This is a genomic window from Synechococcus sp. BMK-MC-1 (assembly GCF_014279955.1).
Taxonomy (GTDB): Bacteria; Cyanobacteriota; Cyanobacteriia; order PCC-6307; family Cyanobiaceae; genus Synechococcus_C.
Map to the genome: position 1 here is coordinate 1,809,537 of NZ_CP047939.1, position 25,737 is coordinate 1,835,273.

General features: G+C 62.1%; 28 protein-coding genes. 12 read left to right on the forward strand and 16 right to left on the reverse strand.

What is annotated here, in order from left to right:
• Nucleotides 1-130 precede the first annotated feature (130 nt).
• The gene (locus SynBMKMC1_RS10135) at nucleotides 131-1,027 is read left to right on the forward strand and encodes a 4-hydroxybenzoate polyprenyltransferase (RefSeq protein ID WP_186471636.1); all 897 of its coding nucleotides are present in this window, start codon (nucleotides 131-133) and stop codon (nucleotides 1,025-1,027) included.
• Nucleotides 1,027-1,944 (forward strand): LD-carboxypeptidase, encoded by a 918-nt coding sequence (locus tag SynBMKMC1_RS10140; protein WP_186471637.1) that lies wholly within the window; start codon nucleotides 1,027-1,029, stop codon nucleotides 1,942-1,944. The genes SynBMKMC1_RS10135 and SynBMKMC1_RS10140 overlap by 1 nt, the downstream gene beginning before the upstream one ends.
• Here SynBMKMC1_RS10140 and ispD read toward each other — a convergent pair.
• The gene (gene ispD, locus SynBMKMC1_RS10145) at nucleotides 1,935-2,606 is read right to left on the reverse strand and encodes a 2-C-methyl-D-erythritol 4-phosphate cytidylyltransferase (protein WP_011933756.1); all 672 of its coding nucleotides are present in this window, start codon (nucleotides 2,604-2,606) and stop codon (nucleotides 1,935-1,937) included. The genes SynBMKMC1_RS10140 and ispD overlap by 10 nt on opposite strands.
• Before the next feature lie 72 nt (nucleotides 2,607-2,678).
• Here ispD and SynBMKMC1_RS10150 point away from each other — a divergent pair, with 72 nt between their 5' ends.
• Genes SynBMKMC1_RS10150 through fabG form a run of 3 tightly spaced genes read left to right on the forward strand, consistent with a single transcriptional unit; the run spans nucleotide 2,679 to nucleotide 5,427 of the window.
• Nucleotides 2,679-3,506: a glycosyltransferase family 9 protein gene (locus SynBMKMC1_RS10150; RefSeq protein WP_186471638.1), complete on the forward strand. Its 828-nt coding sequence runs from the start codon at nucleotides 2,679-2,681 to the stop codon at nucleotides 3,504-3,506.
• Nucleotides 3,506-4,627, forward strand: coding sequence for a TrkA family potassium uptake protein (locus SynBMKMC1_RS10155; protein ID WP_186471639.1), 1,122 nt, complete (start codon nucleotides 3,506-3,508; stop codon nucleotides 4,625-4,627). The genes SynBMKMC1_RS10150 and SynBMKMC1_RS10155 overlap by 1 nt, the downstream gene beginning before the upstream one ends.
• 47 nt (nucleotides 4,628-4,674) lie before the next feature.
• On the forward strand, nucleotides 4,675-5,427 hold the full coding sequence (fabG, locus tag SynBMKMC1_RS10160) for a 3-oxoacyl-[acyl-carrier-protein] reductase (RefSeq protein WP_011933759.1): 753 nt from the start codon (nucleotides 4,675-4,677) through the stop codon (nucleotides 5,425-5,427).
• Between the two features lie 21 nt (nucleotides 5,428-5,448).
• Here the strand turns inward: fabG and SynBMKMC1_RS10165 are convergent, their stop codons facing one another.
• Nucleotides 5,449-5,625 carry a hypothetical protein gene (locus SynBMKMC1_RS10165; RefSeq protein WP_186471640.1) on the reverse strand — a complete coding sequence of 59 codons (177 nt, stop codon included), beginning with the start codon at nucleotides 5,623-5,625 and terminating at the stop codon, nucleotides 5,449-5,451.
• A 129-nt stretch (nucleotides 5,626-5,754) separates the two neighbouring features.
• Here SynBMKMC1_RS10165 and groL point away from each other — a divergent pair, with 129 nt between their 5' ends.
• Nucleotides 5,755-7,425: a chaperonin GroEL gene (groL, locus tag SynBMKMC1_RS10170; RefSeq protein WP_186471641.1), complete on the forward strand. Its 1,671-nt coding sequence runs from the start codon at nucleotides 5,755-5,757 to the stop codon at nucleotides 7,423-7,425.
• A gap of 36 nt (nucleotides 7,426-7,461) precedes the next feature.
• On the opposite strand, the gene SynBMKMC1_RS10175 is transcribed toward groL, so the two are convergent.
• The 7 genes from SynBMKMC1_RS10175 to SynBMKMC1_RS10205 are packed head-to-tail and all read right to left on the reverse strand — an operon-like array spanning nucleotide 7,462 to nucleotide 12,661.
• Nucleotides 7,462-7,644: a hypothetical protein gene (locus SynBMKMC1_RS10175; RefSeq protein ID WP_011933762.1), complete on the reverse strand. Its 183-nt coding sequence runs from the start codon at nucleotides 7,642-7,644 to the stop codon at nucleotides 7,462-7,464.
• Nucleotides 7,645-7,662: 18 nt separating this feature from the next.
• Nucleotides 7,663-8,352 carry an N-acetylmannosamine-6-phosphate 2-epimerase gene (locus tag SynBMKMC1_RS10180; protein WP_186471642.1) on the reverse strand — a complete coding sequence of 230 codons (690 nt, stop codon included), beginning with the start codon at nucleotides 8,350-8,352 and terminating at the stop codon, nucleotides 7,663-7,665.
• Entirely contained in the window at nucleotides 8,352-8,795 is a 444-nt protein-coding gene (locus SynBMKMC1_RS10185) for a hypothetical protein (protein WP_186471643.1), read from the reverse strand. The genes SynBMKMC1_RS10180 and SynBMKMC1_RS10185 overlap by 1 nt, the downstream gene beginning before the upstream one ends.
• Before the next feature lie 4 nt (nucleotides 8,796-8,799).
• The gene (locus SynBMKMC1_RS10190; protein WP_186471644.1) at nucleotides 8,800-9,657 is read right to left on the reverse strand and encodes an ABC transporter permease; all 858 of its coding nucleotides are present in this window, start codon (nucleotides 9,655-9,657) and stop codon (nucleotides 8,800-8,802) included.
• Between the two features lie 37 nt (nucleotides 9,658-9,694).
• Nucleotides 9,695-10,708: an ATP-binding cassette domain-containing protein gene (locus tag SynBMKMC1_RS10195; protein WP_186471645.1), complete on the reverse strand. Its 1,014-nt coding sequence runs from the start codon at nucleotides 10,706-10,708 to the stop codon at nucleotides 9,695-9,697.
• A 29-nt stretch (nucleotides 10,709-10,737) separates the two neighbouring features.
• Nucleotides 10,738-11,739, reverse strand: a complete 1,002-nt coding sequence (locus SynBMKMC1_RS10200; protein ID WP_186471646.1) for a heme o synthase — start codon at nucleotides 11,737-11,739, stop codon at nucleotides 10,738-10,740.
• Nucleotides 11,732-12,661 (reverse strand): heme A synthase, encoded by a 930-nt coding sequence (locus tag SynBMKMC1_RS10205; protein WP_186471647.1) that lies wholly within the window; start codon nucleotides 12,659-12,661, stop codon nucleotides 11,732-11,734. Before SynBMKMC1_RS10205 ends, SynBMKMC1_RS10200 begins: the two co-directional genes overlap by 8 nt.
• 225 nt (nucleotides 12,662-12,886) lie before the next feature.
• Here SynBMKMC1_RS10205 and SynBMKMC1_RS10210 point away from each other — a divergent pair, with 225 nt between their 5' ends.
• From SynBMKMC1_RS10210 to SynBMKMC1_RS10225, 4 genes are all read left to right on the forward strand, one after another.
• On the forward strand, nucleotides 12,887-13,711 hold the full coding sequence (locus SynBMKMC1_RS10210) for a cytochrome c oxidase subunit II (protein WP_186471648.1): 825 nt from the start codon (nucleotides 12,887-12,889) through the stop codon (nucleotides 13,709-13,711).
• Nucleotides 13,708-15,378 carry a cytochrome c oxidase subunit I gene (gene ctaD / locus SynBMKMC1_RS10215; protein WP_186471649.1) on the forward strand — a complete coding sequence of 557 codons (1,671 nt, stop codon included), beginning with the start codon at nucleotides 13,708-13,710 and terminating at the stop codon, nucleotides 15,376-15,378. The genes SynBMKMC1_RS10210 and ctaD overlap by 4 nt, the downstream gene beginning before the upstream one ends.
• Nucleotides 15,375-15,977, forward strand: coding sequence for a cytochrome c oxidase subunit 3 (locus tag SynBMKMC1_RS10220; RefSeq protein ID WP_186471650.1), 603 nt, complete (start codon nucleotides 15,375-15,377; stop codon nucleotides 15,975-15,977). The genes ctaD and SynBMKMC1_RS10220 overlap by 4 nt, the downstream gene beginning before the upstream one ends.
• A gap of 95 nt (nucleotides 15,978-16,072) precedes the next feature.
• Nucleotides 16,073-16,450, forward strand: a complete 378-nt coding sequence (locus SynBMKMC1_RS10225; RefSeq protein ID WP_186473423.1) for an AbrB family transcriptional regulator — start codon at nucleotides 16,073-16,075, stop codon at nucleotides 16,448-16,450.
• 82 nt (nucleotides 16,451-16,532) lie between these two features.
• On the opposite strand, the gene SynBMKMC1_RS10230 is transcribed toward SynBMKMC1_RS10225, so the two are convergent.
• Nucleotides 16,533-17,123: an HdeD family acid-resistance protein gene (locus SynBMKMC1_RS10230; protein WP_186471651.1), complete on the reverse strand. Its 591-nt coding sequence runs from the start codon at nucleotides 17,121-17,123 to the stop codon at nucleotides 16,533-16,535.
• Nucleotides 17,124-17,196: 73 nt separating this feature from the next.
• Nucleotides 17,197-17,844, reverse strand: a complete 648-nt coding sequence (locus SynBMKMC1_RS10235; RefSeq protein WP_011933774.1) for a riboflavin synthase — start codon at nucleotides 17,842-17,844, stop codon at nucleotides 17,197-17,199.
• Nucleotides 17,845-17,910: 66 nt separating this feature from the next.
• Here SynBMKMC1_RS10235 and SynBMKMC1_RS10240 point away from each other — a divergent pair, with 66 nt between their 5' ends.
• Entirely contained in the window at nucleotides 17,911-18,498 is a 588-nt protein-coding gene (locus SynBMKMC1_RS10240; protein WP_370593956.1) for a bifunctional nuclease family protein, read from the forward strand.
• A gap of 77 nt (nucleotides 18,499-18,575) precedes the next feature.
• Complete coding sequence (locus tag SynBMKMC1_RS10245) at nucleotides 18,576-19,652, forward strand: aldo/keto reductase (protein ID WP_050815938.1); 1,077 nt, start codon at nucleotides 18,576-18,578, stop codon at nucleotides 19,650-19,652.
• Here SynBMKMC1_RS10245 and SynBMKMC1_RS10250 read toward each other — a convergent pair.
• The 5 genes from SynBMKMC1_RS10250 to topA are packed head-to-tail and all read right to left on the reverse strand — an operon-like array spanning nucleotide 19,641 to nucleotide 25,693.
• Nucleotides 19,641-20,651, reverse strand: a complete 1,011-nt coding sequence (locus SynBMKMC1_RS10250; RefSeq protein ID WP_186471652.1) for an ABC transporter substrate-binding protein — start codon at nucleotides 20,649-20,651, stop codon at nucleotides 19,641-19,643. The two genes, SynBMKMC1_RS10245 and SynBMKMC1_RS10250, sit on opposite strands and share 12 nt — an antisense overlap.
• Nucleotides 20,652-20,660: 9 nt before the next feature.
• A complete protein-coding gene (locus tag SynBMKMC1_RS10255; RefSeq protein WP_186471653.1) occupies nucleotides 20,661-21,860 on the reverse strand; it encodes a nicotinate-nucleotide--dimethylbenzimidazole phosphoribosyltransferase in 1,200 nt (399 codons plus the stop codon).
• On the reverse strand, nucleotides 21,832-22,476 hold the full coding sequence (locus SynBMKMC1_RS10260) for a DUF2232 domain-containing protein (protein WP_011933779.1): 645 nt from the start codon (nucleotides 22,474-22,476) through the stop codon (nucleotides 21,832-21,834). The genes SynBMKMC1_RS10255 and SynBMKMC1_RS10260 overlap by 29 nt, the downstream gene beginning before the upstream one ends.
• Nucleotides 22,476-22,988, reverse strand: a complete 513-nt coding sequence (locus SynBMKMC1_RS10265; protein ID WP_186471654.1) for a hypothetical protein — start codon at nucleotides 22,986-22,988, stop codon at nucleotides 22,476-22,478. Before SynBMKMC1_RS10265 ends, SynBMKMC1_RS10260 begins: the two co-directional genes overlap by 1 nt.
• On the reverse strand, nucleotides 22,988-25,693 hold the full coding sequence (topA, locus tag SynBMKMC1_RS10270; protein ID WP_186471655.1) for a type I DNA topoisomerase: 2,706 nt from the start codon (nucleotides 25,691-25,693) through the stop codon (nucleotides 22,988-22,990). Before topA ends, SynBMKMC1_RS10265 begins: the two co-directional genes overlap by 1 nt.
• Between the last annotated feature and the right edge of the window lie 44 nt (nucleotides 25,694-25,737).

A 25,737-nucleotide genomic window follows, 5' to 3' on the forward strand; every position in this document is an offset into this window, starting at 1 on the left:
CGCAGTCTCAAGAAATGGCTCGGCACCTGCCATGGAGCACCGTGATGGAAACCAGCCCACTTTGCCATCGGCACCAGGGGGCGCCTGCGCTGATTAAGGTTTGAGAAACACAAGTGCGTCATCCCAGTCCGTGACCGGCACGCTCCCCTCCCGCCTGACGTCGCCCTGGGTCGCCCTGTTGCGCTGGAACAAACCCAGTGGGCGTCTGATTCTTCTCATTCCAGCCGGATGGAGTCTCTGGCTGAATCCAGCAGGTCCACCCTCGCTGCAGCTCATTCTGCAAATCCTGATCGGAGGACTCTCCGTCAGCGCTGCAGGCTGCGTTGCCAATGATCTCTGGGACCAGAGAATCGACCGTGAGGTGGCACGCACAAGCCAAAGACCCTTGGCCCGAGGCGATCTCAACCGTGTGCAGGCCTTCACATTGCTCGCCGTTCTGCTGACGCTGTCGCTGCTGGTGGTGATCAGCCTGCCTGGCGACGTGAGGTGGCTCTGCCTTCAATTGGCCGTTCTTGCGTTGCCACCCATTCTTTTTTATCCCTCGGCCAAGCGCTGGTTTCCCTTCCCGCAGGCCATCCTCGCTCTGTGTTGGGGCTTCGCCGTCCTGATTCCCTGGGCCGCAGCCACGGGGTCCCTGAGTATCAGCTTGCCGCTGCTGGCCACCTGGGGAGCAACGCTTTGCTGGACCTTCAGCTTCGACACCGTCTACGCGATGGCAGACCGTGTTGATGACGCCAAACTCAAGCTGCGCAGCAGCGCCTTGACCCTTGGTGATTCCGCCGTCAGGGTCGTTCGCGCTGGCTATGGCCTCACGGCCGCGGGGCTGGCGATGGCCGCCGCCGCAACCCAGGCGGGGGTGATCTTCTGGATTGTTTGGGCTGTTGCCTGCATCGGCTTCTGGCGTTCAACCCTTCCTCTGAAAGCCGAGAAACAGCAAGCTCCCTCGGTGTATGCCAATCATTTCGCCCGGCAGGTGCAACTCGGCAGCTTGTTGCTCGCCGGGGTGATCCTGAGCCGCTTGGGTTGATGCCCGAGGCCATTCCAACGCTTGTTCCGCCACCGCTCAAGCGCGGCGATGCTGTGGCCATCGCCGCCCCCAGTTCGGCGTTGCGCGACGACGACAGCCTGAAACGCGGAATCAGCGTGTTCGAATCCTGGGGACTGGAGGTGACCCCCCAGGATCTTTCTGCGCGGAACTGGGGATATCTGGCGGGGTCCGACGCGCAACGCAGAGCCGATCTCGATCCGCACCCCACCCCACCGCTGCTGGCCTGCGCCCGTGGTGGGTGGGGAGCGGCACGCCTGCTCGAACACCCCTGGCCCTGGCGCCCTGGCTGGCTGCTGGGGTTCTCCGACATCACGGCCCTGCTCTGCTCACGGCTCGCCCAGGGTGTGGGGGGCGGCGTGCACGGACCGTTGGTCACCACCCTGGCCGATGAACCCGACTGGAGCCAGCAACGCCTCCAGGAACTGCTGTTCGATCGAGTGGCACCTGATCTTCAAGGAACGACCTGGGTGGGAGGACAAGCCCAAGGTCCGTTGGTCACCGTCAATCTCACCGTGGCATCACACCTGCTCGGCAGCGCCCATCTGCCTGATCTGAAAGGGAGGATCCTCGTGATCGAAGACGTGGGTGAGGCGCCTTACCGCTTGGACCGGATGCTGACGCACTGGCGTCTGACGGGCACGCTTCAGGGTCTGGCAGGTCTGGCCCTGGGGCGGTTTAGCGGTTGTGATGATCCCAACCTGTCAGCCGACGCGGATCAAACCTTCAGCCTGGAGCAGGTCCTGAAAGAGCGCACGCTCGACCTGGGCATTCCTGTGATCTCGGGATTGCCGGTCGGTCACGGTCCAGGTGGCAATGCAGCCCTGCCGATGGGCGTGCCCGCCAAGTTGGATGCCGATCGCGGAACGTTGGCTCTGGAACGTGCGGATCAGCGCTGAGCCAACACCGCCGCTGCCACGGTGAGATCGAACGGTGTGGTCACCTTGATGTTGCCCGGTCCTGCATCAAGCACCCGCACCGGCCAGCCCAGGCGCTCAAACAACGAGGCATCGTCCGTCACCACCCAGTTCCTGGCCCGCGCCTGGGCATGTCCTTCGCGCAGTTCAGACACAGAAAATCCCTGAGGCGTCTGAGCGGCCCAGAGCTCAGAGCGATCGGGAGTGTCTGTGATCACGCCCTGGGCATCAACGCGCTTGATGGTGTCACTCACCGGTGTGGCGGCAATGACCGCGCCACCCTCCAGGAGTGCTTCAGCGCAGCGATTGAACACTTGCGGCGCCACCAGGCAACGGGCGCCGTCGTGAATGAGCACATGGCGTGCATCCCCAGGCAACGCCTGCAAACCTCGCTCCACCGACTCCTGCCGGGTGCTTCCCCCCTCAATCCAGGTCACGGGTTGCCCTGCATGGTGAAACAAGGCCGCCATGGCGGAATGGTCCAGCGGTTGACCAATCACACCGATCCAATCGATCGACTGCGCGGCGCCGGCAGCTTCCAGGGTCCACGCGAGGACGGGTCGCCCATGCACAGCAAGCAGAAGCTTGTTGCGATCCGCCCCCATGCGCCGGCCACTGCCGGCTGCAGCAATCAACAGATGCACAAGCGACTCCTGCTGACAGCAGGCTGAAACGGCCTCCATACAATCAGCACGCACCACCTGTGCTGCCGCTTCATGCGCGTTCTTGCTCTCAGCCCCGGAAGCCTGCAGCTGCAGCTGGAGCGACTTCCAGCCCTTGCGGCCGTTGCCGAACAACTCGGAGCCCAGATTCAGGTGGCCTGCGAACCAGCCCATCGGCCGCTGTGGAGCTTGCTTCCCGCCGTTGAGAAAGTCATTCCCTTTCCGTTTGCCGGAAATCCCAACCTCGCTGAGTGGGCCAACCTTCTCGGACTCGTGCGCGAGCCCGACTTCCAGGCCTGTCTCAATTTCGCGACTGGACGCCAGGTCAACCTGATGCTCTCGATGAGCCACATCCCCGTTCGTGTGGCCACCGAGGGGTTTTCGAGCACCGCCCAGGTCACTCCAGGCCAGGGCTGGAAACCACAGCAACTCGCGTCCTATCTCAAACCCTTGGGCCTGTCTCTGAAGGCGGACGACTTCCGCCTCAGCCTGCCTGCCGACGCGATGGAGGCGGCCCGCCAGCAACAACCCCCTGGAGAGGGTCCCCTGCTGCTGTTGGCTCCGGATGACTCCGCCGACGACTGGCCGAACGAACGCTGGCAATCGTTGCCCGAGAGGATTCGGGAGCGGTTGCCCCAGCTGCGCTGCGAGGTGATCCCCCCCCAGGCAGCGCTGCCGCGACGGGCGGCGGCGGTGGCCTGCGCTGATGTGGTTCTGAGCAGCTGCGCGACCACCCAACTGCTGACCGCCTACTGCGGCGTTCCCCTGGTGGCGATGGGATCTGCAACCGATGCCCTGCCTGAACGCGACGTGATCCGGGTGCTAGCAGGCGAGCGCCAGGCGCTGAGCACCGAGGAGGTGATGAAAGCCCTCGGGTTCTGATGAACGAACAGCGACGCCAACGAAGACCGGGCCGAGCAAGGACTGGTCAGCGTCGGCGCCACCTGCAGCTGCTGGCCCGCCCGTGGGTTCTGCCCGTGATGGCGCTCACGGTCGTCATTGTCAGTGGCGCCATTGGTTATCGCATCACCGAAGGCTGGGACTGGGGCGACTGCCTCTGGATGGTGCTGATCACCATCAGCACCATCGGCTATGGCGAGGTGGAACCGCTCTCCCAGGCTGGACGCCTGGTGACCGTGCTGATCATCGCCGGCGGCCTGTTGGTGGTTCAGCTCACGATTCAACGGGTGCTGGGACTGTCACAATCTGGTTACTTCCGCCAGCTGCGGGAGCTTCGATTTCGTCGGATGCTGCGGCGCATGCACGACCATGTGATCCTCTGCGGATATGGCCGGATCGGCAAGGAAATCGGCGAGCAGCTGCTGCTTGAGAACGTTCAGGTTCTGGTGGTGGAACTGGATCCCAAACGCCACAAAGCCGCCCAGGAACGTGGACTGCAAGTGCTGCAGGCCGATGCAACCCTTGATGAAACGCTCCTGGAGGCTGGGCTCGACCGCTGCCGAAGCCTGGTGGCGGCGCTACCCAGCAATGCCGCCAATCTGTACGTCATCCTGAGTGCGAGGGGCCTCCGCAAAAACTGCCGGCTGATCGCCAGAGCCGACAGCGATGAGGCCGCCTCCAAACTGGAACTGGCGGGTGCGTCCGTGGTGGTCAGTCCCTACGTGGCAGGTGGGCGTGTGATGGCCGCCACGGCCCTGCGGCCGATCGCCGTTGACTTCATGGATCTGCTCGCTGGAACCGCCTGCGAAATCGAGGAGTTCCGCTTGAGCCGAGATCCTCTGCTCATCAGCCACCTCTCCCACCGCAGCCTGGAGGAGCTGGCGCTCGATCGTCGCAGTGGCGCCATGCTGCTGGCCATCCGCGACAACAGCACGCTCACCGCCAATCCGAGCGGGGACATGACCCTGGCACCGGGACAGATGCTGGTGGTGATGGGCAGCCAGGATCAGCTGACGGCGTTCAAGATGCTCCTAGGAGACGCCCTCGACACTGTTGAAACCATGGGCGGAAGCAGCCCATGGACTGAATCAACGTGGCGATGAAGCCCGGTTGGGGCTGATGCTTACGATCATTCGGCTGCAGAGATCGGATGAACCCAACCCGGACCCTCGATGGTCAAACCGCCCTCGTGACCGGTGCCAGCCGGGGCATCGGGCGTGCCGTGGCGCTGGCCCTGGCGGAGTGCGGCGCGGAAGTGGTGGTGAACTACGCCAGCTCGCCGGATGCTGCAGATGCCGTGGTGAAGGAGATCGAGAGCGGAGGAGGCAAGGCCTATGCCCTTCAGGCCGATGTGGGCGATGAAGAGGCCGTGGATGCCCTGATCAAAACGGTGCTGGAGCGCAGCGGTCGCATCGATGTGTTGATCAACAACGCGGGGATCACGCGCGACGGACTGCTGATGCGGATGAAAGCCGCCGACTGGAACGCGGTGATCAATCTCAATCTCACAGGGGTGTTTCTGTGCACCCGTGCCGTGGCCCGACCGATGCTGAAGCAGAAAAGCGGGCGGATCATCAACATCACGTCAGTGGTGGGGCTGATGGGCAATGCGGGGCAAGCCAATTACGCCGCTGCCAAAGCCGGCGTGGTGGGCCTGACGCGCAGCGCAGCCAAGGAAATGGCCAGCCGGGGCATCACGGTGAATGCCGTGGCACCGGGGTTCATCGCCACAGACATGACCAAGGACCTAGACGCCGAAGGCATTCTCAGCGCCATTCCCCTCGGCACCTTCGGGACCCCGGAGCAAGTGGCAGGCACGGTGCGCTTCCTTGCTGCCGATCCAGCAGCGGCCTACATCACCGGTCAGGTCCTGCAGGTGGATGGCGGCATGGTGATGGGCTGAACGCAACCCAGGGAAACCGACTCAGGGTTCGAGGGGCTGCACCAACTCGTCTCTGAGCCGGCGGATGTTCTGGAGCAGCTTGTATCGGCGACGGCGCTCCGTCGCCGTGAGAAAAATGCGCAGGGGGACATAAACCACCGCCATGATCCCGGCCAGACCGGTCATGAGAACGAAGAACAGCGCGCCTGAATCGTTCATGGGACAACGCTACCGAGCAGGCGTCGCTCTGGGGGGGCGAGCTGTTGAAAGATTCGGCTTTCCCCACATCAGGGACCGCCCAAACGACCCTGACGCTGTGGGACATTGATCGACGGGTAAGTGTCAATCATGGCCAAACTTCTCAAGTTTTCGGATGAATCTCGCGCTGCACTGGAGCGAGGCATGAATGCTCTCGCCGATGCGGTGCGCGTCACGATCGGCCCCCGTGGACGCAACGTGGTGTTGGAGAAAAGCTTCGGTGCTCCCGATATCGTCAACGACGGCGACACGATCGCCAAGGAGATTGACCTCGAGGATCCCTTTGAAAACATCGGCGCCAAACTGATTCAGCAGGTGGCGTCGAAGACGAAGGACAAAGCCGGTGATGGCACCACGACCGCAACCGTGCTCGCTCAGGCCATGGTCGAGGAAGGTCTGCGCAACACCGCAGCCGGTGCCAGCCCGATCGAACTCCGTCGCGGCATGGAGAAAGCGGTCGCCTTGATCGTGAAAGGGCTCGGCGAGCGCAGCCAGTCGGTGAGCGGAGATGCCATCCGTCAGGTGGCCACCGTCAGTGCCGGTGGTGACGACGAAGTCGGTCGCATGGTGGCTGAAGCCATGGACAAGGTCACCGTGGATGGCGTGATCACCGTTGAGGAATCAAAGTCTCTAGCCACTGAGCTGGAAGTGACGGAAGGAATGGCCTTCGATCGGGGCTACAGCTCTCCTTACTTCGTCACCGATGGTGATCGCCAGATCTGTGAGTTTGAAAATGCCCTGCTGCTGCTCACCGATCGCAAGATCAGTGCTGTAGCCGACCTCGTCCCGGTTCTCGAAACGGTTCAAAAGACAGGCTCTCCCCTGGTGATTCTGGCCGAGGAAGTCGACGGGGAGGCCCTGGCAACGCTGGTGGTGAACAAAAACCGCGGCGTGCTTCAGGTGGCCGCTGTGCGCGCACCGTCCTTCGGCGAGCGACGCAAAGCAGCCCTCGCGGACATTGCCATCCTCACCGGTGGAACCGTGATCAGCGAAGACCGAGCGATGACGCTCGACAAGGTGACGCTGGAGGATCTCGGACGCGCCCGCCGCATCACCATCAGCAAGGAAGAAACCACCATCGTCGCCAGCGAAGACAGCCGTGATGCTGTGGCTGAGCGTGTGGCCTCCATCCGCAGGGAATTGGAGAACAGCGATTCCGAGTACGACCGCGAGAAGCTCAATGAGCGGATCGCCAAACTCGCCGGCGGCGTGGCCGTGATCAAGGTTGGCGCTCCCACGGAAACCGAACTGAAGAACCGCAAACTGCGCATTGAAGATGCTCTCAACGCCACCAGAGCTGCCGTTGAGGAAGGCATTGTTGCCGGCGGTGGCAGCACATTGATTCAACTGGCTGGATCCTTGGACGGTCTGGCCAACCAACTGCACGGCGATCAGCGCACCGGAGTGGAGATTGTGCATCGCGCGCTGAGTGCACCTCTGCGCCAGATCGCGATCAATGCAGGGGCCAACGGCGATGTGGTGGTTGAGCAGGTGCAGCGCAGCGGCCAGGGCTTCAACGCACTCACGGGTGGCTATGAAAACCTTCTGGAAGCGGGCATCCTCGATGCCGCCAAGGTCGTGAGACTGGGTCTGCAGGATGCCGTCTCCATCGCGTCACTGCTGATCACCACTGAAGTGGTGGTCGCCGACAAGCCTGAACCTCCCGCAGCCCCTGCGCCCGGCGGCGATCCCATGGGCGGCATGGGTGGAATGGGCGGAATGGGTGGCATGGGTGGCATGGGCATGCCCGGCATGATGTGAGTCCGCTCACACCCGCCTGGCTCGCGCGATCGGCTGTCAGAGCGAGCGAATCAGGCGGGCGTGAATACGACACACCGCCAAGGCCTCTCGGGGTGGCTTCCGGCAAAGCTGCCCCAACTCCCGATTGAGGGCCTGAAGTTCACCCATTGGCAGAGCTGCCATCGGCAGCCCGAACACAAAACCTGCCATCACGACCGGGAGCACAAACTGGCGATTCACGACCGAGTCTCACGGGACTCACACAGTTTGCCTGGTGATGTGTCGGTGATAAGCCGCCACCTGCAGATCCACTCCCGTGATGGCAGTCCCCACCACCACAGCATCCGCGCCTGCGCTGATCGCATCCCTGGCCGTTTGCGGAGAGGCAATCCCTCCCTCACAGATCAAACCTGTTTGCGCAGGAAGCCCGTCACGCAAAGGCTTCAACAGGTGCAAACCAGGTGGTTTCGAGTCTTGGGTGGTTTCGGTGTAGCCAAAGAGGGTGGTGCCAACCCAGTCACATCCCAGCGACGCGGCTCTCAGGCCGTTCTTGATGCTGTCGACATCCGCCATCAACGGAGCGCCGAGATCATCCTTGGCCCGTTTCACCAAGCGTTCCAACTCTTCACCCTGCGGCCGGAGCCGATCGGTTGCATCCAAGGCCACCACGTCGGCACCCGCGCCCCACACAGCCTTCACTTCATGCCAGCGGGGCGTGATGTAAACCGAGCTTTCAGGCCAAGAACGCTTCCAGAGGCCGATAATCAGCGCCTCCGGGCAACGCTCTCGCACAGCAGCGATGTGCTCAGGGCTCTCCAACCTGACGCCAAGTGCACCGTTTCGCAGTGACGCTTCAGCCATGGCCGCGATCACGTCCGGGTGGCGCATCGGCGAACCTTCAGGAGCCTGAACCGACACGATCAGGCCATTCCCAAGGGGAAGAGTCATCAGGAAGCTTGGGGAAACTCATCATTCGTCACCGGCGTGAGCCAGCGCCGCAGCCGCCGGGGGCTGGCCAGGGGCACTGGAGCCGACGCCGGGCGCTCGCGCTCGAGCACAACCCCGTTGCTCTCATCGTTGCTTTCATCCAAGGTGCGAGCCACCTCATCAAGGGAGTCGCGCAGCAAGGAGGTGAACCGCTCGATTCCTGAGGGGGATTCAAGGCGTTCTTGGGGAGCTTCAGGCGCAGGCTGCACGCGCTCATGCCGGTGACTCTCCGCCTGAACCATGGGCTGAGCGGCAGCGGGCAGGGAGGTCACACCGAAGCGGTGAACCCACTGAAGCTCGAGACGCTGCAAGCGCTCATTATCCCCATCCTGTCGTGATTGCTCGATCTGACGCTGCAACGCGATCTGGCGAGGGTCCTGATGCTGGTAAGGAGAAAAAGTCACGGGATCAGGCGAGCTTGCGATTGAGCAGGGGACGAATGAGCAGAAACAGGCCGGCGGTCAGCAAAGTGAGCACGAGCAGACAGGTGGTGCCGCTGACAGAGCCGTAGGGAGCTTCCAAAAGAACGGAAGACAGATCCAACGGACCGGCATAGGCGGCGCGGATTGGCTCTATCGCGAAGGTAAGGGGATTCAGCGCCGCTAGCCAGCCCAACCAGGGAGGCATGAAACTGAGAGGAGCCAGAGCGGTGCTCGCGAACAACAAGGGAAGGTTCGCCACAAAGATCACGGCAATCAGCTCGATATGGCCGGGCAGCGCGAAGGCGAGCCCCAGGCTCAAGGCCGTGACGGCAAACACCAACAGCAAAAGCGTGACGATCACGAGCAGCAGGCCTGCCGCGCCAGGCCAGCCGTAGCCGAGGAATGCCGCGGTCACCATGATCGCCAGGCTCTGCACCAGGCTCAGGGTGGTGATGTAGATCACCGATGCGAGCACGATCGAACTGCGACTGCGCAGCGGAGCCACCAGCAGCCGGTTCAGAAAACCGAATTCGCGATCGAACATCACGGGCAGGCCAGCATTGAGAGCCCCGCTGAAGGCTGTGAACACGATCACGCCAGCACCCAGAAAACGGCCGTAACTCATCCCTCCCGGAAGAAGGCCTTCCGGTGCCCTGGAAAACAAGGCGCCAAACAGCACGAGCCAGATCAGTGGTTGCAGGATTCCCGCCACCAGCGTGGACGGTCGCCGCTGCAGCTGAACAAACAGCCTGCGGGTGAGTGCGCCGGTCTCCTGCGCCAGCTCCGACAAAGCGGAGCGTTGCTGCTGCTGCGGTGTGGAGAGATCGAGAACGGAGTTGGTCATGGATCAGAACAACGGAAAGAGCGACTGCAACAAGGTTTCAACGCATGGACTGGCGACGCTCCAGCTTTGGATCACGTTGCCCGGCCACCGCCAGTTCAGCGTCCATCAGGGTGCGCCCCGTCGCCTGGAGATAAACGTCATCCAAGCTCGGACGACTCTGAGCCAGAGAGAAAACGCACAGATCGTTGTCACCCAGACGCTGCTTGATACGGGGAAGGACATGATCGCCATCCACCACAAGATTGAGGGAATGCCCTTGGGCCCGGTTGATCACGATCCGGCGCACACCCTCAACCGCATCGAGCAGATCACGGATCGTCTCTGCCTCAACCTGGTCACTGAATTCGCGCACGCGCAACGTGACGCGATCGCCGCCGAGCGCACACTTCAGCTCCTCCGGGGTGCCCTCAGCGATCACCCGCCCGGCGTCGATGATCGCCATGCGTTCGGCCAGGGCCTCCACCTCCTCGAGGTAATGGCTGCTCAGCAGGATGGTGGTGCCTTGGTCCCGCAGGTCTTGGAGCACATCCCAGATCACCGCACGACTTTCAAGATCAAGGCCGACGGTGGGCTCATCCAGCACCAGCAGGCGGGGAGAATGCAGCAGGCCAGCGGCAAGATCCAGCCGTCGCCGCATCCCACCGGAATAAGTGCCGCAACGCCGGTCAATCCACTCCTGCATGGAGAGACGCTGGATCAAATCATCGATGCGCTGGTTTCTTTGCGTTCGCGGCAGGTGATACAGATCGCCCTGCAACGCGAGCAGCTCACGGCCTGTGAGGATTTTGTCGATCGCCACCTCCTGGGCCACGTACCCCAGGATCTGCCGCACCTGACGGGGGTTCTCAAGCGCATCAACGCCAGACACGATCACCCGTCCGCTGTCTGGCGACAACAGCGTGGCGAGGATGCGCAAGGTGGTGGTCTTTCCTGCTCCGTTAGGACCGAGGAATCCGTAGAGGCAGCCCTCAGGAACAGCGAGGGTGAGATCCGTCAGAGCCGGAACCGTCCCGTAGGACTTCACCAGATGATCCAGCTCAATCAGTGACATCCCTTCCTAGGAAACACATGGGGCAAAATCTAGGCATTGATGCCGGGAAGACCGGCGGGGAGGGCGGCAAGCCAGCCTCTCAGCTGGAGGTCGAACACTGCAGCGCCTGACTGACGGCTGAAAACCAACAGCAGACAGATCCCGAAGAGATAAAGAATCGACCAGCGGAACAGCCCCCTGGCACGATCGGTGCTGTCGGGCTCAGCGCCAAGCCGTTCCACCATCTGCAGCAACCGTCCATTGAAAGGAAGCAGAAGCAGCCCATACAGCAGGCCCCCCTCGGGCAGAGCCCACACCCCCAGAAAGCTGAGGAGCACAGTGGCCCAGCCATAACGACGAATGGCCCGTGCCGTCACAACCGGCCCCTTCACCACCGGCAGCATGGGAATGCCGACGGCGCGGTAGTCATCGCGCAGAAGCAGAGCCAGAGCCCAAAAATGAGCCGGAGTCCACACCATGACCAGGGCAAACAACCACCACCCCCCGAGACCCACATGACCGGTGGCTGCGGCGGCGCCAACCAACGGAGGAATCGCCCCGGCCACCCCTCCGATCACAATGTTTTGGGTTGTCCGCGGCTTGAGAAGAGCGGTGTAAAGCAGCACATAACTGCACAGCCCAAGCAACGACAGACCCGCAGCCAGACAATTCACTCCGCTCACCAGCAAGGTGGCAGCGGCCAAAGCGCAAGACACCGCTCCAGCGAACGCCGCCGTGGGAGACAGGCGACCCGATGGCAAGGCCCGCCCGCTGGTGCGTTGCATGCGGCCATCGAGCTCTTGCTCCCAGAGACAATTGAGGACACCGGCAGCTGCGGCTGCCAGCGCACCCCCACCCAGGGTGCAAACCAATCGAGGCGATGACAGAGGCCAGCCTTCGGTGAGCGCCATCCCCCCCAGGGTGGTGGCCAACAGAAGAGGAATCAGCCGCGGCTTGGCCACTTCCAACCAGGCAGGAAGCTTGATGCGTTGTCTCGAAGGAACCACCTGCTCACGGGTGAGCGGGACTGCTGTGGCGGATGAACTAGCCATGACAAGTCTCCAGAGTTGGGGAGTCGAGAACGACAGAACGGGGAGTCGAGGGGGAGGGGGGCCGGCGGCAGCTGAGAGCGGCAAGGACGGCCACCAGAAGACAGGCCACGAGCTGATGCCCCACCGTCAAAGCCGGCTGAGACAGGCCCATGCGCAACGTCGATACCCCGAGGGCGACCTGAGCTGCCACAAGCCCGAGGGCCGTGAGCAGCAGCGGCCATTGCTGCCGGGCCCAGCCACCGGCGAGAAGGGCAACACCAACAAACACAGCGACGGTGAGGGCCGCTGGCGTAGCAAAGGAGCGATGCCAATGCAGCCATTGGCAGGCCTGGCCGGCCTCAAGGCAGCGTTGGGCGGCCCAGGAGGTCGCCATCCGACCGCCCAGCAAGCTCTGCGTGGAGACAGCGACCACACTGAGGCCACCAAGCCAGGGCCACCAGCGAGGAGGTGGACTGGCCGTGGTTCCGCTAAGCAAAACCTGGGTAAGACCACTCACGGACATCACCAGGGTCAGAGCCAACGCCAGATGGGCGGTCACCACAGCCGAAGGCAACAGCTGAAGCACGGTGAGAGCCCCCAAGCCTCCCTGCAAAGCCACCATCAACACCAGTAGACCGCTGACAGGAAGCAGCCAGGTCGGCAGCGTGCGTCGGTACCACCACACGACCGCGAGCTGCACCAGCAGGGCAACGCCCACGACGAACGCGTCAAGCCGGTGGAACCATTCCAGAAAAACCTGCAGATTCATCTGCCGGCCGGGAAGGAAAGTCCCGTAACAAAGCGGCCAGTCTGGGCAGGCCAGACCAGCCTCCATCACCCGGGTGGCGCCGCCAATGACCACCAGAGCCACGAGCGCCACCACAAGATGCGCGGCCAGCTGAGCGAGGCGGAGACGAATCGAATCCAACGACGATGCAGTCAACGCTGACCCCCAGAAGAACCAGTCATGCCCAAAACGTAGCGATCTGATTCAGAACGACACGCTCTATGCAGGAGTGCAACATGAAGTCTCCTGATTAATGCGATTTCGCTGACATGAGCCGGATCAGGCAAGTCAAAACGAAGGAATTTCAGGCGTTTTTAACAATCACCCCGTGGTGAATGACGCGGAGCTCCATAGTCTGAAGATGCTTGTGATGAGGTCATCGTGCAGATCCCCTCAGCGATCGTCACTCTGGTGCTGGGGATGCTCCTCGTCCTCGGGGGGCTGTGGATCGGCCAGAACATCAATCTTCTGCCCGTTGACGCCAGTGCCAATGCACCCATTTATGACGAGCTGTTCCGTGTTCTTTTCAGCATCGGAACAATCCTGTTTCTCGGCATTGTCGGCCTGATCATCTTCAGCCTTGTGCGGTTCCGCCGTCGCCCGGGCCAACTCGGAGATGGCCTGGCCCTGGAAGGAAATCTCCCATTGGAAGTGTTCTGGACTGCTGTTCCGGCGATCGTGGTTCTCTTTGTCGGTCTTTTTAGTTACGACATTTACGAACGAATGGGAGGGATGGCTCCTCTCAGTCATGGTGACCATGGAACAGCGATGCAAACCGAACAACGCATCTGGGGAGGCATCGGATCGTCGGAAATCTCTACAACTTCTTCAGCATCGCCGTTGCAACCATTGCCGGTTGAAGTTACAGCCATGCAATTCGCATTTCTGTTTCATTACCCTGACGGCGACATCATGTCTGGAGAACTTCACGTTCAGGCCGGTCGCCCCGTCAGCCTGCGCATGGAAGCAAAAGATGTCATTCATGCGTTCTGGGTTCCTGAGTTCCGCCTCAAACAAGACGTGATCCCCGGACAACCCACCCTGTTGGATTTCACCCCGACCCGACCGGGGCGTTACCCCATCGTCTGCGCCGAGCTCTGTGGCCCGTACCACGGAGGCATGCGCTCAACCGTTGTGGTGGATAACGCCGACGATTTCAATGCCTGGCTTCAGGCGAACCGCAAATCTCCTGTGCAAGAGGCATGACACTCACCGTTCCCCAGCAATCACCACCCGCCCCTCAATCCCTTCAGCCAACAGGCTGGTTGCGCTATCTGAGCTTCAGCGTTGACCACAAGGTGATCGGACTGCAATACATGGTCTGCGGGTTTGCGTTCTATCTAATCGGAGGAGCGCTAGCAGGCGCGATCCGCACGGAGCTGGTCAGCCCCATCTCAGATTTCATGCCTCGAGATGTTTACAACCAGGTCCTCACTTTGCATGGCACGGTGATGATCTTTCTCTGGATTGTCCCAGTGGTTAATGGTGCGTTTGGGAACTATCTGATTCCCTTTTATGTGGGAGCCCGTGACATGGCGTTCCCCCGCCTCAACGCCGTAGCTTTCTGGCTGATTCCTCCAGCCGGTTTACTTCTGATCAGCAGTTATTTCATCACAGGGGCAGCTCAGTCGGGCTGGACGGCCTACCCACCGCTCAGCCTGACAACACCAGCGAGTGGTCAGATCATCTGGATTCTGAGTGTGCTGTTGCTGGGAGGAAGCTCCATCTTCGGAGGCATCAATTTCATTGCCACAATTCTGAAATTACGCCGACCAGGCCTGAAATTGATGCAACTACCAATGTATTGCTGGGCCATGCTTGGCACCAGCATTCTGGTGGTGCTGTCCACACCGGTGCTGGCTGGAACATTGATCATGCTCAGCTTCGACATCGTGGCTCATACGGGTTTTTTCAATCCTGGGTTGGGTGGCAATGTTGTGGTGTATCAGCACTTGTTCTGGTTTTACTCCCATCCAGCGGTTTACATCATGGTGCTACCGGCCTTTGGCTTGGTGAGTGAAATCCTGCCCATTCATTGCCGTAAACCCCTGTTTGGCTACACCACCATGGTGTATTCGATCATGGCAATTGTGGTGCTGGGTTTGGTGGTGTGGGCCCATCACATGTTCACCAGCGGTACACCGCCTTGGATGCGACTGTTTTTCACGATCGCCACAGCATTCATCGCCGTACCAACAGGCATCAAATTTTTCAACTGGCTCGCCACTCTCTGGGGAGGGAAGATCAGCCTCAACAGCGCCGTCCTTTTCTCCTGTGGCTTCATCGTGAATTTTGTCCTCGGCGGCATCACCGGTGTGGCGCTGGCACAGGTTCCTTTCGATGTGCATGTCCATGACACCTACTTCGTTGTTGCTCATTTCCACTACATCGTCTACGGCGGCTCGGTGTTTGTGATTTTCGCTTCGATCTACCACTGGTACCCGAAGGTGACCGGGCGGCTGATGAATGAACATCTCGGCAGGTTCCACTTCCTGCTCACCTTTGTTGGCTTCAACCTCTGCTTCGCACCGCAACACTGGCTTGGCCTGAATGGAATGCCCCGCCGGGTGGCGGAATACGACCCGCAGTTCCAACTGATCAACCAGTTCAGCAGTGTGGGTGCTCTATTGATGGCCATCAGCACACTCCCCTTTCTCTGGAATGTGATCGCCAGCGCCCTCCAGGGTGAGATCGCTGGCGACAACCCCTGGAATGCCCTCACACCCGAATGGCTCACCACCTCTCCGCCACCGGTGGAGAACTGGAAAGGAGAGCCACCGCTTGTCAGCAATCCCTATGCCTATGGCACTCCGGACGGTGAGATCGATCTTCGTTCCGTGAGTGGCAGTGATCTCTGGAGAAATGGCCAATGACATCCCTCAGCCCTCAGGACCAGATCCAAGAGCAGATCGAACATCACGAGGCGGAGCATCCCGACCATCGCATGTTCGGGCTCGCCACATTTCTTGTGGCCGACGCCATGACGTTTGCTGGCTTCTTCGCCGCTTACCTCACGTTCAAGGCCGTCAACCCCCTGATGCCGGGTGCCATCTACGAGCTGGAATTACCCTTACCCACCCTGAACACCATCCTGCTTCTGGTGAGCAGTGCAACCTTTCACCGTGCAGGGGTGAATCTGCGCAAAGGCTGCAACGAACGCTGCCGCGCCTGGCTCCTGGGAACAGCAGTGCTCGGGCTGGCTTTTCTCGTCAGTCAGATGGTGGAGTACTTCACGCTGCCCTTCGGCCTCGCCGACAATCTCTACGCGAGCACGTTCTATGCCCTCACAGGATTTCACGGCCTGCATGTCACGCTTGGAGCCTTGATGATCCTGATTGTTTGGTGGCAGTGCCGCACGCCCTCAGGGAGAGTTAGCGCCAGCAATCATTTCCCCCTCGAAGCCGCTGAGCTCTACTGGCATTTCGTGGATGGGATCTGGGTGATTCTCTTCGTCATTCTCTACCTGATCTAAGCAAGCCTCTGCCGCACAGCCGGACCCGATTTCCAGTCGATTCCTTGCCCTCAGGGCTGTCTGAAGCCACAATTGTTGTGTCTCTCTCAATTGAGATGCTGGTTGGAGACGAATTGCTATCGAAGGCTCGGGCTCTTAGTAACCGGCCTGAAGATGAAATCGCACGGGGGTGCGGCTACGTCGGCCCGAGTGGCCGCGTTCTGCGCAAAAGCTTCTATCGCGCTCTCGTTGAAGCCAAGGGCTACAAACTTCCCTCCACTTCAGCCAACCCGGGCGGACCGCGTGGCCGTCAGGCTGAATTTCGAACGCGGGTGCACGGCAATGGCAACCTCCTAATCGGCCATGCCTACACCCGCCGCTTGGGACTCACCCCGGGCCAGGAATTCAGGATTGAACTCAACAAGGACACCGGCACGATCGCTCTCAATCCCATGAACGCAGCCGATAGTCCCGACAACAACGGCGAAGACTGAAACAGGACCGGCTGATCATGCGGAATCAGCCGGTCCTGCGTTGGTGATGATTGTCAAGCCTCGGGACTCAATCAGGCCCGAATCAGGCCGCAGCCGGCGGATCCTGATCGTCGTGCATTGAGCTGCTGAATACAATCAGCTCGAGACCACTGAACAGGAAGCTGATTCCCACCAGGGTGCCGAGGACCCAAAGCAATCCCCAGAATTTCAAGGTGACGATCAAGAGCCCAAGGATGAAGGTGACCACGCCATTGGCGATGGCCCATCCAGCTCCTGGACGGTTGGTATGGGCCAAGCCGCTGATGAAGGCCACCACACCCTCCACCAGGAAAACGATTCCGATCGCCAGGGCAAAGGCAGCGACCTGCTGAGCTGCCTCAGCAGGGTCCCGGAAGTTACTGATCATCGAGGCGCCGGCCACGATGAACAGGGTTGACACCACCAGGCGCCAGAAGCAGATCCAACGGCCCATCCGCCCGGAACGGGCCAGATTGCTGATCCAACCCACCAGGCCACCGATCAGGAACAGCACGGCGATCACACCGGTGGTCCAGAACGAGGCGATCACCGGAAACACCAGGGCAAGGATGCCGAGAACGATCAGCAGGATTCCCTCGGCAATGGCAAAGGCCTTGAAGGTTCCAAGGGAACCGGAGCGGTCCTCAGAGCTCATGAAAGGTTCAGTAGGAACATCTCCTGAAAGGTATTGACGGTGCACGATTCTTGCCAGGATTTGTGCTGAGCTCTCATCCCCAGCCATGGGCGGAGAGCCAGTCAGCGCTGAGTTCCCCGCTTGGTGTTCCCCCATCACCGGCTGCGAGGAGCCGTTCGGTGTACCGCGCCAGCAGATCGATCTCCAGATTCACGTCGTCTCCGACGGCAAGATCCCTCAGGGCAGTCACCGACCAGGTGTGGGGAATCACGGCAACCCAGAAGCGTGTGCCCTGATCGCGGCTCCCGGCCACGGTGAGGCTGATGCCGTTGACGGCCACGCTGGCCTTATCGCAGATGTAGCGGCCGAAATGGGACTCCTTCCAGCGCAGTTCCACCGTCCAGGACTGGGGAAGCGCCTCGATCGAGACCACCTCGCCCGTGCCATCCACGTGCCCACTCACGAGATGCCCTCCCAGTCGGTCCGACAGTCGCAGGGCGGGCTCGAGGTTCACAGCCCCACCTCTGGAGGCCTTGCGGCCCAGTGACGTCCTTTGCAGGGTCTCCTCGCTCACATCAGCGAGGAAGCCGTCACCCACCAGTGACGCCACGGTGAGGCACACACCATCAACGGCAACGCTGTCGCCGAGCTGAAGCGGGGCAAACGCGGCGCAGCCCTCCACGAGCAGGCCCCGACCCCGGCGTTCCACCCGTCCCACCGCTTGCACCAACCCCGTGAACATCGGTTCTCTTCCGTGCCCTCATCCCTGGTCATAATCGATACAGCGGCGGAGCCGTCCGTGGTGGAGATGAGTGTGGCCGGCATCGCCCTTGATGCCAGCAGCAGAAGTCCGATCGTGCTGCTGCGCGACCCGTCGAGGCGCCGTCAGGTGCCGATCTGGATCGATCAGGCCCAAGCCCACAACATTATGGCCGGCCTGAACGGAACGCCCCAGCCGCGCCCCCTGAGCCATGACTTGATGGCCGCTTTGCTTGAGGCGGGAGGTCTCCAGCTCGAGCGCGTGATCATCCATGCCATTGAAGACAGCACGTTTCGGGCCGTGCTGCGCCTAAAACACGAGCAGGACGATGCCCAGCCCGGTGCGCAGGGTGCGATCGACACGGAAGCAGAGTCGGAGGCGGAGTGCCTCGCGGAGATCGATGCCCGTCCGAGTGACGCCATCGCCCTGGCCATCCGCACCGGCAGCAGCATCTGGATGCTGGAGGAGGTGGTCGCTGAGGCCTCAATCGCCGTGGATGCGGAAGCCGACGCTGAGGATCAGGATGAATTCCGCCGTTTTCTCGATCAAGTCAGCCCCGCTGCGCTAGTCCGCCACCTGAAAAGCAGGGACTCGGGGAATCCCAACGACGCACCCACCGACTCACCCGAGGTTTGAGCAACGCACCCGCGCCACTGACCCAGCGGCGCGCCTTCGGCGACGGCCCCGCGGTGAGCCTGTTCACCCTCGGAACGATGCGAGCGCTGCAATCACCGGAGCAGATGCTGTCTGTGCTGCGCAGCGCCCGCGACGCCGGCATCAACCACGTCGAGACAGCACCGGCCTACGGTCCAGCGGAGACTTTTCTGGGACAAGCGCTCAAGCAGCTGGATCAGGAGGGGGCCACGCCTGCACAGGGCGACTGGGTCATCACCAGCAAACTGTTGCCCGGTCAGACCCTCGACCAAGCGCGTCGAGCCCTTGATGCCAGCTTGGAACGGCTGAATCGTCCCCGGCTTGAGAACCTGGCGATCCATGGCATCAACCGGCAAGAGCATCTCCACTGGGCTTTGACCGGTGATGGGGCACAGCTGATCGACTGGGCACTGACCAGCGGCAGAGTTGGGCAGGTGGGCTTCACCAGTCATGGATCCAACGCGCTGATCCAGCAAGCCATCCAAAGCGGTCGCTTCCGCTTCTGCGGCCTTCACCTGCACGTTCTGGATCCGCAGCGCATCCCCTTGGCAGCCGAAGCTTTAAGCCAGCAGATGGGTGTGCTCGCCATCTCCCCGGCCGACAAGGGCGGACGTCTGCAGGCACCCAGCGATCAACTGATCAGCGACTGCGCTCCCTTCACTCCCCTGGCACTGGCTTACCGCTTTCTGCTCGCTGCAGGCGTGAGCACACTCACGCTGGGAGCTGAGAGAGCCAGCGACCTGACCCTGGCCGCCGCACTCGCCAACCAGGACGGCCCCCTGAGCGAGCAGGAAGCTGCAGTTCTTGCTCGCCTGCAAGAACTGCGCAAGGAACGCTTAGGCACGGAGTTCTGCGCGCAATGCCGTGCCTGCCTGCCCTGTCCGCGCGAGGTGCCGATTCCCGAGTTGCTGCGACTGCGCAATCTGACCCTTGGCCACGATCTCAGGGAGTTCGCGGAAGAGCGTTACAACTTGATCGGCCGAGCCGGGCACTGGTGGGAAACGGTGAAGGCGGATGCCTGCGCACACTGCGGCGACTGTCTGCCGCGCTGTCCCCATCACTTGCCGATTCCCAACCTGCTCGGTGACACCCACCGCAGGCTTGCCGCGGCGCCGCGACGGCGCCTATGGGGCTGAGGTGCTCCATCGCTGCTGCAGACGCAGCACCTCAGCAGCGGTGGGTGGATAGAGGGTCCAAGCGCGCAGCCAGACCTCCTGAGGAGGAAGCACGAGATCGCGCAGATCGGTTGCAATGCGACCACCTGCCTCGAGAAGCTCTTCGCGCGGGAGTGGCGGAATCCAACCCTGAGCCAAAAGGCGCGTGAGCAAAGGAGGTGTCCAGGCCTCGCTCACCCAGGCCTGAGGCAGGGGCTCCGCCGTGCCCGCAGGCCGGGCCAACAGAGTCCAGTGCAGGGGAGATCCACTGTTGGGCAGCACGGCAGTGAGGCGAGGATCCCGCTTCAAAGCCTGCATGCAGCGCTGGAGAGGCAGCACAGCCACCCGGGCATCGCCCTGCAGAAGCCAATTAAGGCCATAGCGATCGTCAAAGCTGATGGCCGCCTGCCTGAGGCGACGAAGCCCATCGGAACGATCCATGTGATCCGCCAGGGAGATCAGCAGGCGTGGGCTGGCCGGCAGCAGAACCTTGCCCTTAAGGGCCGGATCCAACAAGGTCATCCAGCCGTCGTCCGCCGGCGGAAGCGCCCGACCTTCGCGGCGAAACACCAGCACATAGGGACTGACGCCCACCGGAAGAAGCTTGGACCTCCATTCCGGTGGAGCGTCCTCAAGAAAGCGCTGGCCAAGCGCTCCAAGCCTGGCGGCCAGCGCAGGAGCGGCCACCGACTGAAGCTGATCAGGAGTCAGCGACGACCACCAGCCATCCGTCAGGGCCAGGAGATCCGTGGGATTGGGCCAAGGGGTCTGGAACGGCGTTGATCCACTCAGGGGTTCAAACCGCCAGGGTGCAGGGAGCTGGCGACGCCACAGCGAAGGAAGAATGTCCGCCGGGGCACGGAGCGTCGGCCTACTCCTCCCTTGCGCACACCCCGCCAGGCCTGCCGCCAGGCCAAGAGCACCGATCTGCAGCAACGTCCTTCGACGCAGGAGTGGCGGGGGGGACGGGGCAGCCTTCATGACCCGAAGCTAAGGGGCGGGCGGACGCCGACCCTGGGCCTGCAGCAACCGATCCATCGCATCGTCACACCCCTGCAGCAGCGTGCCGTGGTCCACCCCGCGCAAGGCCGCCAGCAGGGCCAGCCCCCCGGCACCCACCCCTTCCTTCACGTAACCGGATTCAAAGTCGCGCAATTGTTGATGGCGACTGTGGGAGAACCGCAACCCCGCTGCATAGGCCTCCAAGGCAATGCCGAAGTGCTGTTCAAGGCGAAGCAGCAGGGCTTCGAGGGAGGAGGAACCGGTCGCTGACTCCAACGATTCCGTCGCCAACCATGCCGTGGTCCCCAGCATCACCCTGTGGCAGAGAAGTTGCCGCTGGTGTGCTGGCAGCGCTGCCAACGCAAGAGCCAGCACCGCCACCATCTGGCTGCCTCCGGCCAGGAGGATGGGTTGATCCCTCTCCACCGCCCCCAGCAACACACCCATCGTGAGCGCCTGAAAAGGATCCCCAACTGCCGCCAGCAGCGCCTGCGGATCAGTGGTGCCAGGCGCGATCGCCGACAGCCCCTCTGCGACAAGCTCCTGCTTGAGCGCCATCGGTGGATGCAGAGCGCTTCCACTCACGAGTTGGGTCACAGGAAGACCGAGGCCCGTGAGTACCGCCAGCGCCGTTGTGGTCCCACCCGGCACGCACTCCGCCAAAACCAGGGGCCTGCGCAGGTTGCGGCCCATGCGTGTCCCCCGGTGGATCAGCTGGTCCACTCGCTCGGGGTCCATCGCGGCACCACCGCTGATGCAGCGCGCAGGACCATGGCGCGGGGCCTCGAAGCGAAGATGGGGGAAGGGAGGCTCAATCGCAAGCCCAAGGGCTGCCACCTGGAGATTGAGCGGGATTGTTTCGGCAACAACCCTGCTGATCAACGCTGGTGACACGCCTGCAGGGAGTGGGGGCAGCGGCCAGCGCGGAGGCACACCCGGGCCATGAATCAGCAGCTCGGCATCGGCGAGAGCCGTGGTGCGACGCGCTGCTGCCGTGCATCCAGCAGCGGAGATCCCTGGAACCTCAGCGGAGCGGGTGGAGGCGAGCACCAGCAAACAGTCCGGCGTGGGTAACGCCGGGGATTGCCAGCGGTTGCGTAGGGCTGTGGCTCCGGCTCCCGGGGATACCCCTGTCAACCGTCGACAGCCGGCAGGGAGCTCAGAGGGGATCGAGGGCAACCAGACCATGCAGAAGACGGGGCGGCTCTGGCACTGGAGCCTTCAGCCGGGGAAAGATCCAATAGGCCAAGGCATGGAGGGCCAGCACATAAATCAGCTGCTGAATAACCACCAGCACCAGGGCCATGACTTGCACCAACAGCAAATCCGGCGCGAGCGGGAGCTGAAGCAGCTCAAGCAGGCGATCGAGCAGCCCGGCGCCAGCTCGGGTGATCACCACCCAGAGGTTCTCACCCACCAGTAAGGAGAGAGCCACGACTCTCACCAAAAAACCAGCGGCTCCGATCACCACACCCAAGCCCCAACTGATCCACCAGCTCTGCCGATGCTGCCAGCACCAGCCCAGCCAGAGCGATAGCAATCCATAGGGGAAGAGCATCAAGGGGCCTCGAACGGGCCCCATCAAGGCGATCAGCAACAGAATCGAGACCGCCAGTCCCTCGAGGCCCGCACGGCCACCGCGACGCACCGTCAACAAGGCCAGGGGCAGGGGAAGAGCCAGCCGGAAGAGTGAGCCACCCACTGGGAGGTAGTAGAGGGCAAGCCAGATCAGAGCAGCGGCGGCCGCCAAATACGAGCACTCCATCATGCGCAGAGCCTGTCGGTGGCTGAGAGCTGGAGGCATCAGGGCGTTGCAGCGGATCGGTCATCCATGGGCGCAGCCGGCTGGGCCGTGGAGATTTTCTCAATGGTTTCCACTTCAAAACCAATTCCGGCCTTGCGCAGGGCCTCGGTGACGCCCTCAGCCGGTGCGGCTGGATCCGCCGACGACAGTCGGATGGTGATGCGATACGGCAGCGTGCGCCCGCTGGTGGCGCGAGGAGGATTGGCTTCAGACACCCCTGCCTGGCTGTTCACCGCCTTGCTGTCCAGGGAGTCAGCCGTGCCTGGATCCTCTTGGTCTGAATCAGCCACTGGATCGGCCTTCACGGGCTTGTCCTCCTCTGGCTTGTCCTTCTCCGACTCGGTTGTCCCTTGCTCGGCCTTGACCTGAACGGGTCGCGGTGCGTCTTCTGCTGCCGGCTGGGAGGTTGGATCGTCGAAACTGTCCGACAGCCGTTGGCCGAACGGCGTGCCATCACAGGCCTGCAGAAGCATCAACGCCAGCAGTACCCCGGGGAGCAGCCTCAGGGTCATCAGGAATCAGCGGGCCGGATCACCCGCACCGCACTCGCCCGGAGCCGTCCCGACTTGGTGGTGGCCGGGGGCTTTTTCGCCGCTGGTTTTTTGGCGGCAGGTTTCTTCGCCGCCGGCTTTTTGGCAGCCGCGGATTTGCGACTGCTTGATTTTTTCGTTGAAGCCTTCGCGGCCAGCAGCTCGACTGCTTCCTCGAGGGTGATGTCGTCCGCACCCTTGCCTTCAGGCAGCGAAGCATTGACCTTGCCCTGCTTCACGTACAAGCCGTAAGGGCCGTCGTACACCTGAATGGTCTCCTCGCTTCCCTCCGGTTTCCCCAAGTCCTTGAGGGCTGTGCGACCGCCGCGGCCACGCTTGGGCATCGCCAGCAGCTCAAGGGCACGGGTCAGGCCAACGGCCAGCACATCGTCATCGCCTTTCAGCGATCGGTAGTCCTTTTCGCCTTTGCCCTTGTCCCACACCACGTAGGGACCGAAACGACCGAGGCCTGCCTGAATCTTGCCGCCATCAGGGTGCTCGCCAAGCAAACGCGGCAGACGCAGCAAGCCAAGCGCGTCGTCGAGGTTGAGGTCCTCAGGTTTCACCCCTTTGGGCAGCGACGCTCGCTTGGGCTTCGGGTTCTCATCACTCACCTGCCCGCGTTGCACGTAAGGGCCGTACTGCCCGAACAGCAAATACACCAGGTCGCCGGTTTCGGGATCTTCGCCCAACGCTTCAGGGCCATCGGCCTTCTGCTTGAGGATCAATTCCGCCTGGTCGGCATCGAGATCCGCGGGGGTGATTTCCCTCGGCAGCGTGGCCTTGATCAGTTCCTCCTCGCCATCGTCTCCGACGCGTTTCGACTCCAGATAGGCACCGAAACGACCAATCCGCACCACGCACGGCAGGCCTTCGAGATCAATGGTGCGGGAGGCACCGGGATCGATATCCCCTTCCCGTTGATGAACCTGGGATTCAAGCCCTTGGTCACCTTTGTAAAACCCCTCGAGATAGGGAAGCCATTGCACGGTTCCATGGGAGATCTCGTCGAGGGTGTTCTCCATCCGGGCCGTGAACCCCGGATCCACCAGATCAGGGAAATGCTCCTCAAGCAACGATGTCACCGCGAAGGCGGTGAAGCTCGGGGTGAGGGAATTGTTCAGCAGGGTGGCGTATCCACGGTCCACGATCGTGCCGATGATCGAGGCATAGGTGGAGGGCCGGCCGATGCCTTCCTTCTCCAACATCTTCACCAGAGACGCTTCGCTGAACCGTGCTGGTGGCTGGGTCTGGTGGCCGAGAGCTTCCACCTCCTTCAGGGATGGTGCGTCGCCAACACTCAGCGAGGGGAGCAGCACTTCCTGGCCTTCCAGGGCCGCATCAGGATCATCACTGCCCTCCACATAGGCACGGAAAAATCCCGGGAAATCGATGCGCTTGCCGCTGGCCTTGAACACGGCGTCGGCAGCGTTGAGATCCACCGAGAGCATGGTCAAACGCGCCTCAGCCATCTGACTGGCCACGGTGCGCTTCCAGATCAGCTCATACAGGGCCAGATCCCGCCCGTCCAGGCCCGTCTCCTGGGGAGCTCGGAAACTCTCGCCGGCGGGGCGGATCGCTTCATGGGCTTCCTGGGCATTGCGGGACTTGGTGCTGAACTGGCGCACCGACTTGCTGAGGTACTCCTTGCCGTAGCGGGATTCCACACAGCTGCGTGCTGCGCTGATGGCCTGATCCGACAGATGCACCGAATCCGTTCGCATGTAGGTGATGAAGCCCCGCTCATAGAGCCCTTGAGCGCAGCGCATCGTCTCCCGCGCCGACAACCGCAGCTTCCGGTTTGATTCCTGTTGAAGGGTGCTGGTGGTGAAGGGCGGCACTGGACGACGCACCGTGGGTTTCTCCTCCACGGCCGTCACGCTCCAGTCCGCAGCCTCAACAGCGGCGGACAGCTTGCGGGCTTCCTCCTCGCTGAGCAGCCGCACCTTGCTGCCTTCTTTCAGACCACCGGTGCTCTCGTCGAAATCATTGCCGGTGGCAATGCGCTGCCCCTCGAGGTGGGTGAGCTTGGCTTCAAAACGCGTGCCAGCTTTCTCCAGCGCGGCCTTGAGGTCCCAGTAACTGCCGCTTCGGAACGCCCTTCGGGCCCGTTCCCGTTGCACCAGCAAGCGCACAGCCACCGACTGAACGCGGCCTGCGGACAACCCCCAGGCCACCTTCTTCCACAGCAATGGCGACAGGGTGTAGCCCACCAATCGGTCGAGGATCCGACGGGTCTCCTGGGCATGCACGAGCTCCATATCGAGCTCCCGGGTCTGATCAAGAGCGCGCCCGATCGCCTCCTTGGTGATCTCGTGAAACACCATCCGTTTCACAGGCACCTTGGGGGCCAGAAGCTGCAGGAGATGCCAACTGATGCTTTCGCCTTCGCGGTCTTCGTCCGTCGCCAGCAGAAGCTGATCCGCTCCCTTCAGCGCATCCTTGAGCTCCCGAACGATCTTCTTCTTGTCCTTCGGCACCACATAGAGCGGCTCGAAGTCGGCTTCGGTGTTGACACCGAGATTGGCCCATTTCTGCCCTTTGTGAGCCGCAGGAATCTCGCTGGCGTTGTTCGGAAGGTCACGCACATGGCCCATGGACGCCTCCACCCGGAAGGCCTTGGGCAGGAATCCACGGATGGTGCGGGCCTTGGTAGGGCTCTCAACGATGACCAGGGTGTGCGCCACAGGCGGGCCGATAACCGTCCCCTTCTTTATCGCACCGCCGCACC

Bases quoted from the DNA above. Each gene is read 5' to 3' on its own strand.
- SynBMKMC1_RS10140 (WP_186471637.1), top strand. From the start codon at position 1,027: ATGCCCGAGGCCATTCCAACGCTTGTTCCGCCACCGCTCAAGCGCGGC.
- SynBMKMC1_RS10255 (WP_186471653.1), bottom strand. From the start codon at position 21,860: ATGGTCTGGTTGCCCTCGATCCCCTCTGAGCTCCCTGCCGGCTGTCGA.
- fabG (WP_011933759.1), top strand. From the start codon at position 4,675: ATGAACCCAACCCGGACCCTCGATGGTCAAACCGCCCTCGTGACCGGT.
- SynBMKMC1_RS10165 (WP_186471640.1), bottom strand. From the start codon at position 5,625: ATGAACGATTCAGGCGCGCTGTTCTTCGTTCTCATGACCGGTCTGGCC.
- SynBMKMC1_RS10260 (WP_011933779.1), bottom strand. From the start codon at position 22,476: ATGCCTCCAGCTCTCAGCCACCGACAGGCTCTGCGCATGATGGAGTGC.
- SynBMKMC1_RS10220 (WP_186471650.1), top strand. From the start codon at position 15,375: ATGACATCCCTCAGCCCTCAGGACCAGATCCAAGAGCAGATCGAACAT.
- SynBMKMC1_RS10230 (WP_186471651.1), bottom strand. From the start codon at position 17,123: ATGAGCTCTGAGGACCGCTCCGGTTCCCTTGGAACCTTCAAGGCCTTT.
- SynBMKMC1_RS10155 (WP_186471639.1), top strand. From the start codon at position 3,506: ATGAACGAACAGCGACGCCAACGAAGACCGGGCCGAGCAAGGACTGGT.
- SynBMKMC1_RS10225 (WP_186473423.1), top strand. From the start codon at position 16,073: ATGCTGGTTGGAGACGAATTGCTATCGAAGGCTCGGGCTCTTAGTAAC.
- SynBMKMC1_RS10240 (WP_370593956.1), top strand. From the start codon at position 17,911: ATGAGTGTGGCCGGCATCGCCCTTGATGCCAGCAGCAGAAGTCCGATC.
- groL (WP_186471641.1), top strand. From the start codon at position 5,755: ATGGCCAAACTTCTCAAGTTTTCGGATGAATCTCGCGCTGCACTGGAG.
- SynBMKMC1_RS10250 (WP_186471652.1), bottom strand. From the start codon at position 20,651: ATGAAGGCTGCCCCGTCCCCCCCGCCACTCCTGCGTCGAAGGACGTTG.
- SynBMKMC1_RS10200 (WP_186471646.1), bottom strand. From the start codon at position 11,739: ATGGCTAGTTCATCCGCCACAGCAGTCCCGCTCACCCGTGAGCAGGTG.
- SynBMKMC1_RS10190 (WP_186471644.1), bottom strand. From the start codon at position 9,657: ATGACCAACTCCGTTCTCGATCTCTCCACACCGCAGCAGCAGCAACGC.
- ctaD (WP_186471649.1), top strand. From the start codon at position 13,708: ATGACACTCACCGTTCCCCAGCAATCACCACCCGCCCCTCAATCCCTT.
- SynBMKMC1_RS10180 (WP_186471642.1), bottom strand. From the start codon at position 8,352: ATGACTCTTCCCCTTGGGAATGGCCTGATCGTGTCGGTTCAGGCTCCT.
- SynBMKMC1_RS10235 (WP_011933774.1), bottom strand. From the start codon at position 17,844: ATGTTCACGGGGTTGGTGCAAGCGGTGGGACGGGTGGAACGCCGGGGT.
- SynBMKMC1_RS10150 (WP_186471638.1), top strand. From the start codon at position 2,679: ATGCGCGTTCTTGCTCTCAGCCCCGGAAGCCTGCAGCTGCAGCTGGAG.
- SynBMKMC1_RS10265 (WP_186471654.1), bottom strand. From the start codon at position 22,988: ATGACCCTGAGGCTGCTCCCCGGGGTACTGCTGGCGTTGATGCTTCTG.
- SynBMKMC1_RS10245 (WP_050815938.1), top strand. From the start codon at position 18,576: ATGCGAGCGCTGCAATCACCGGAGCAGATGCTGTCTGTGCTGCGCAGC.
- SynBMKMC1_RS10195 (WP_186471645.1), bottom strand. From the start codon at position 10,708: ATGTCACTGATTGAGCTGGATCATCTGGTGAAGTCCTACGGGACGGTT.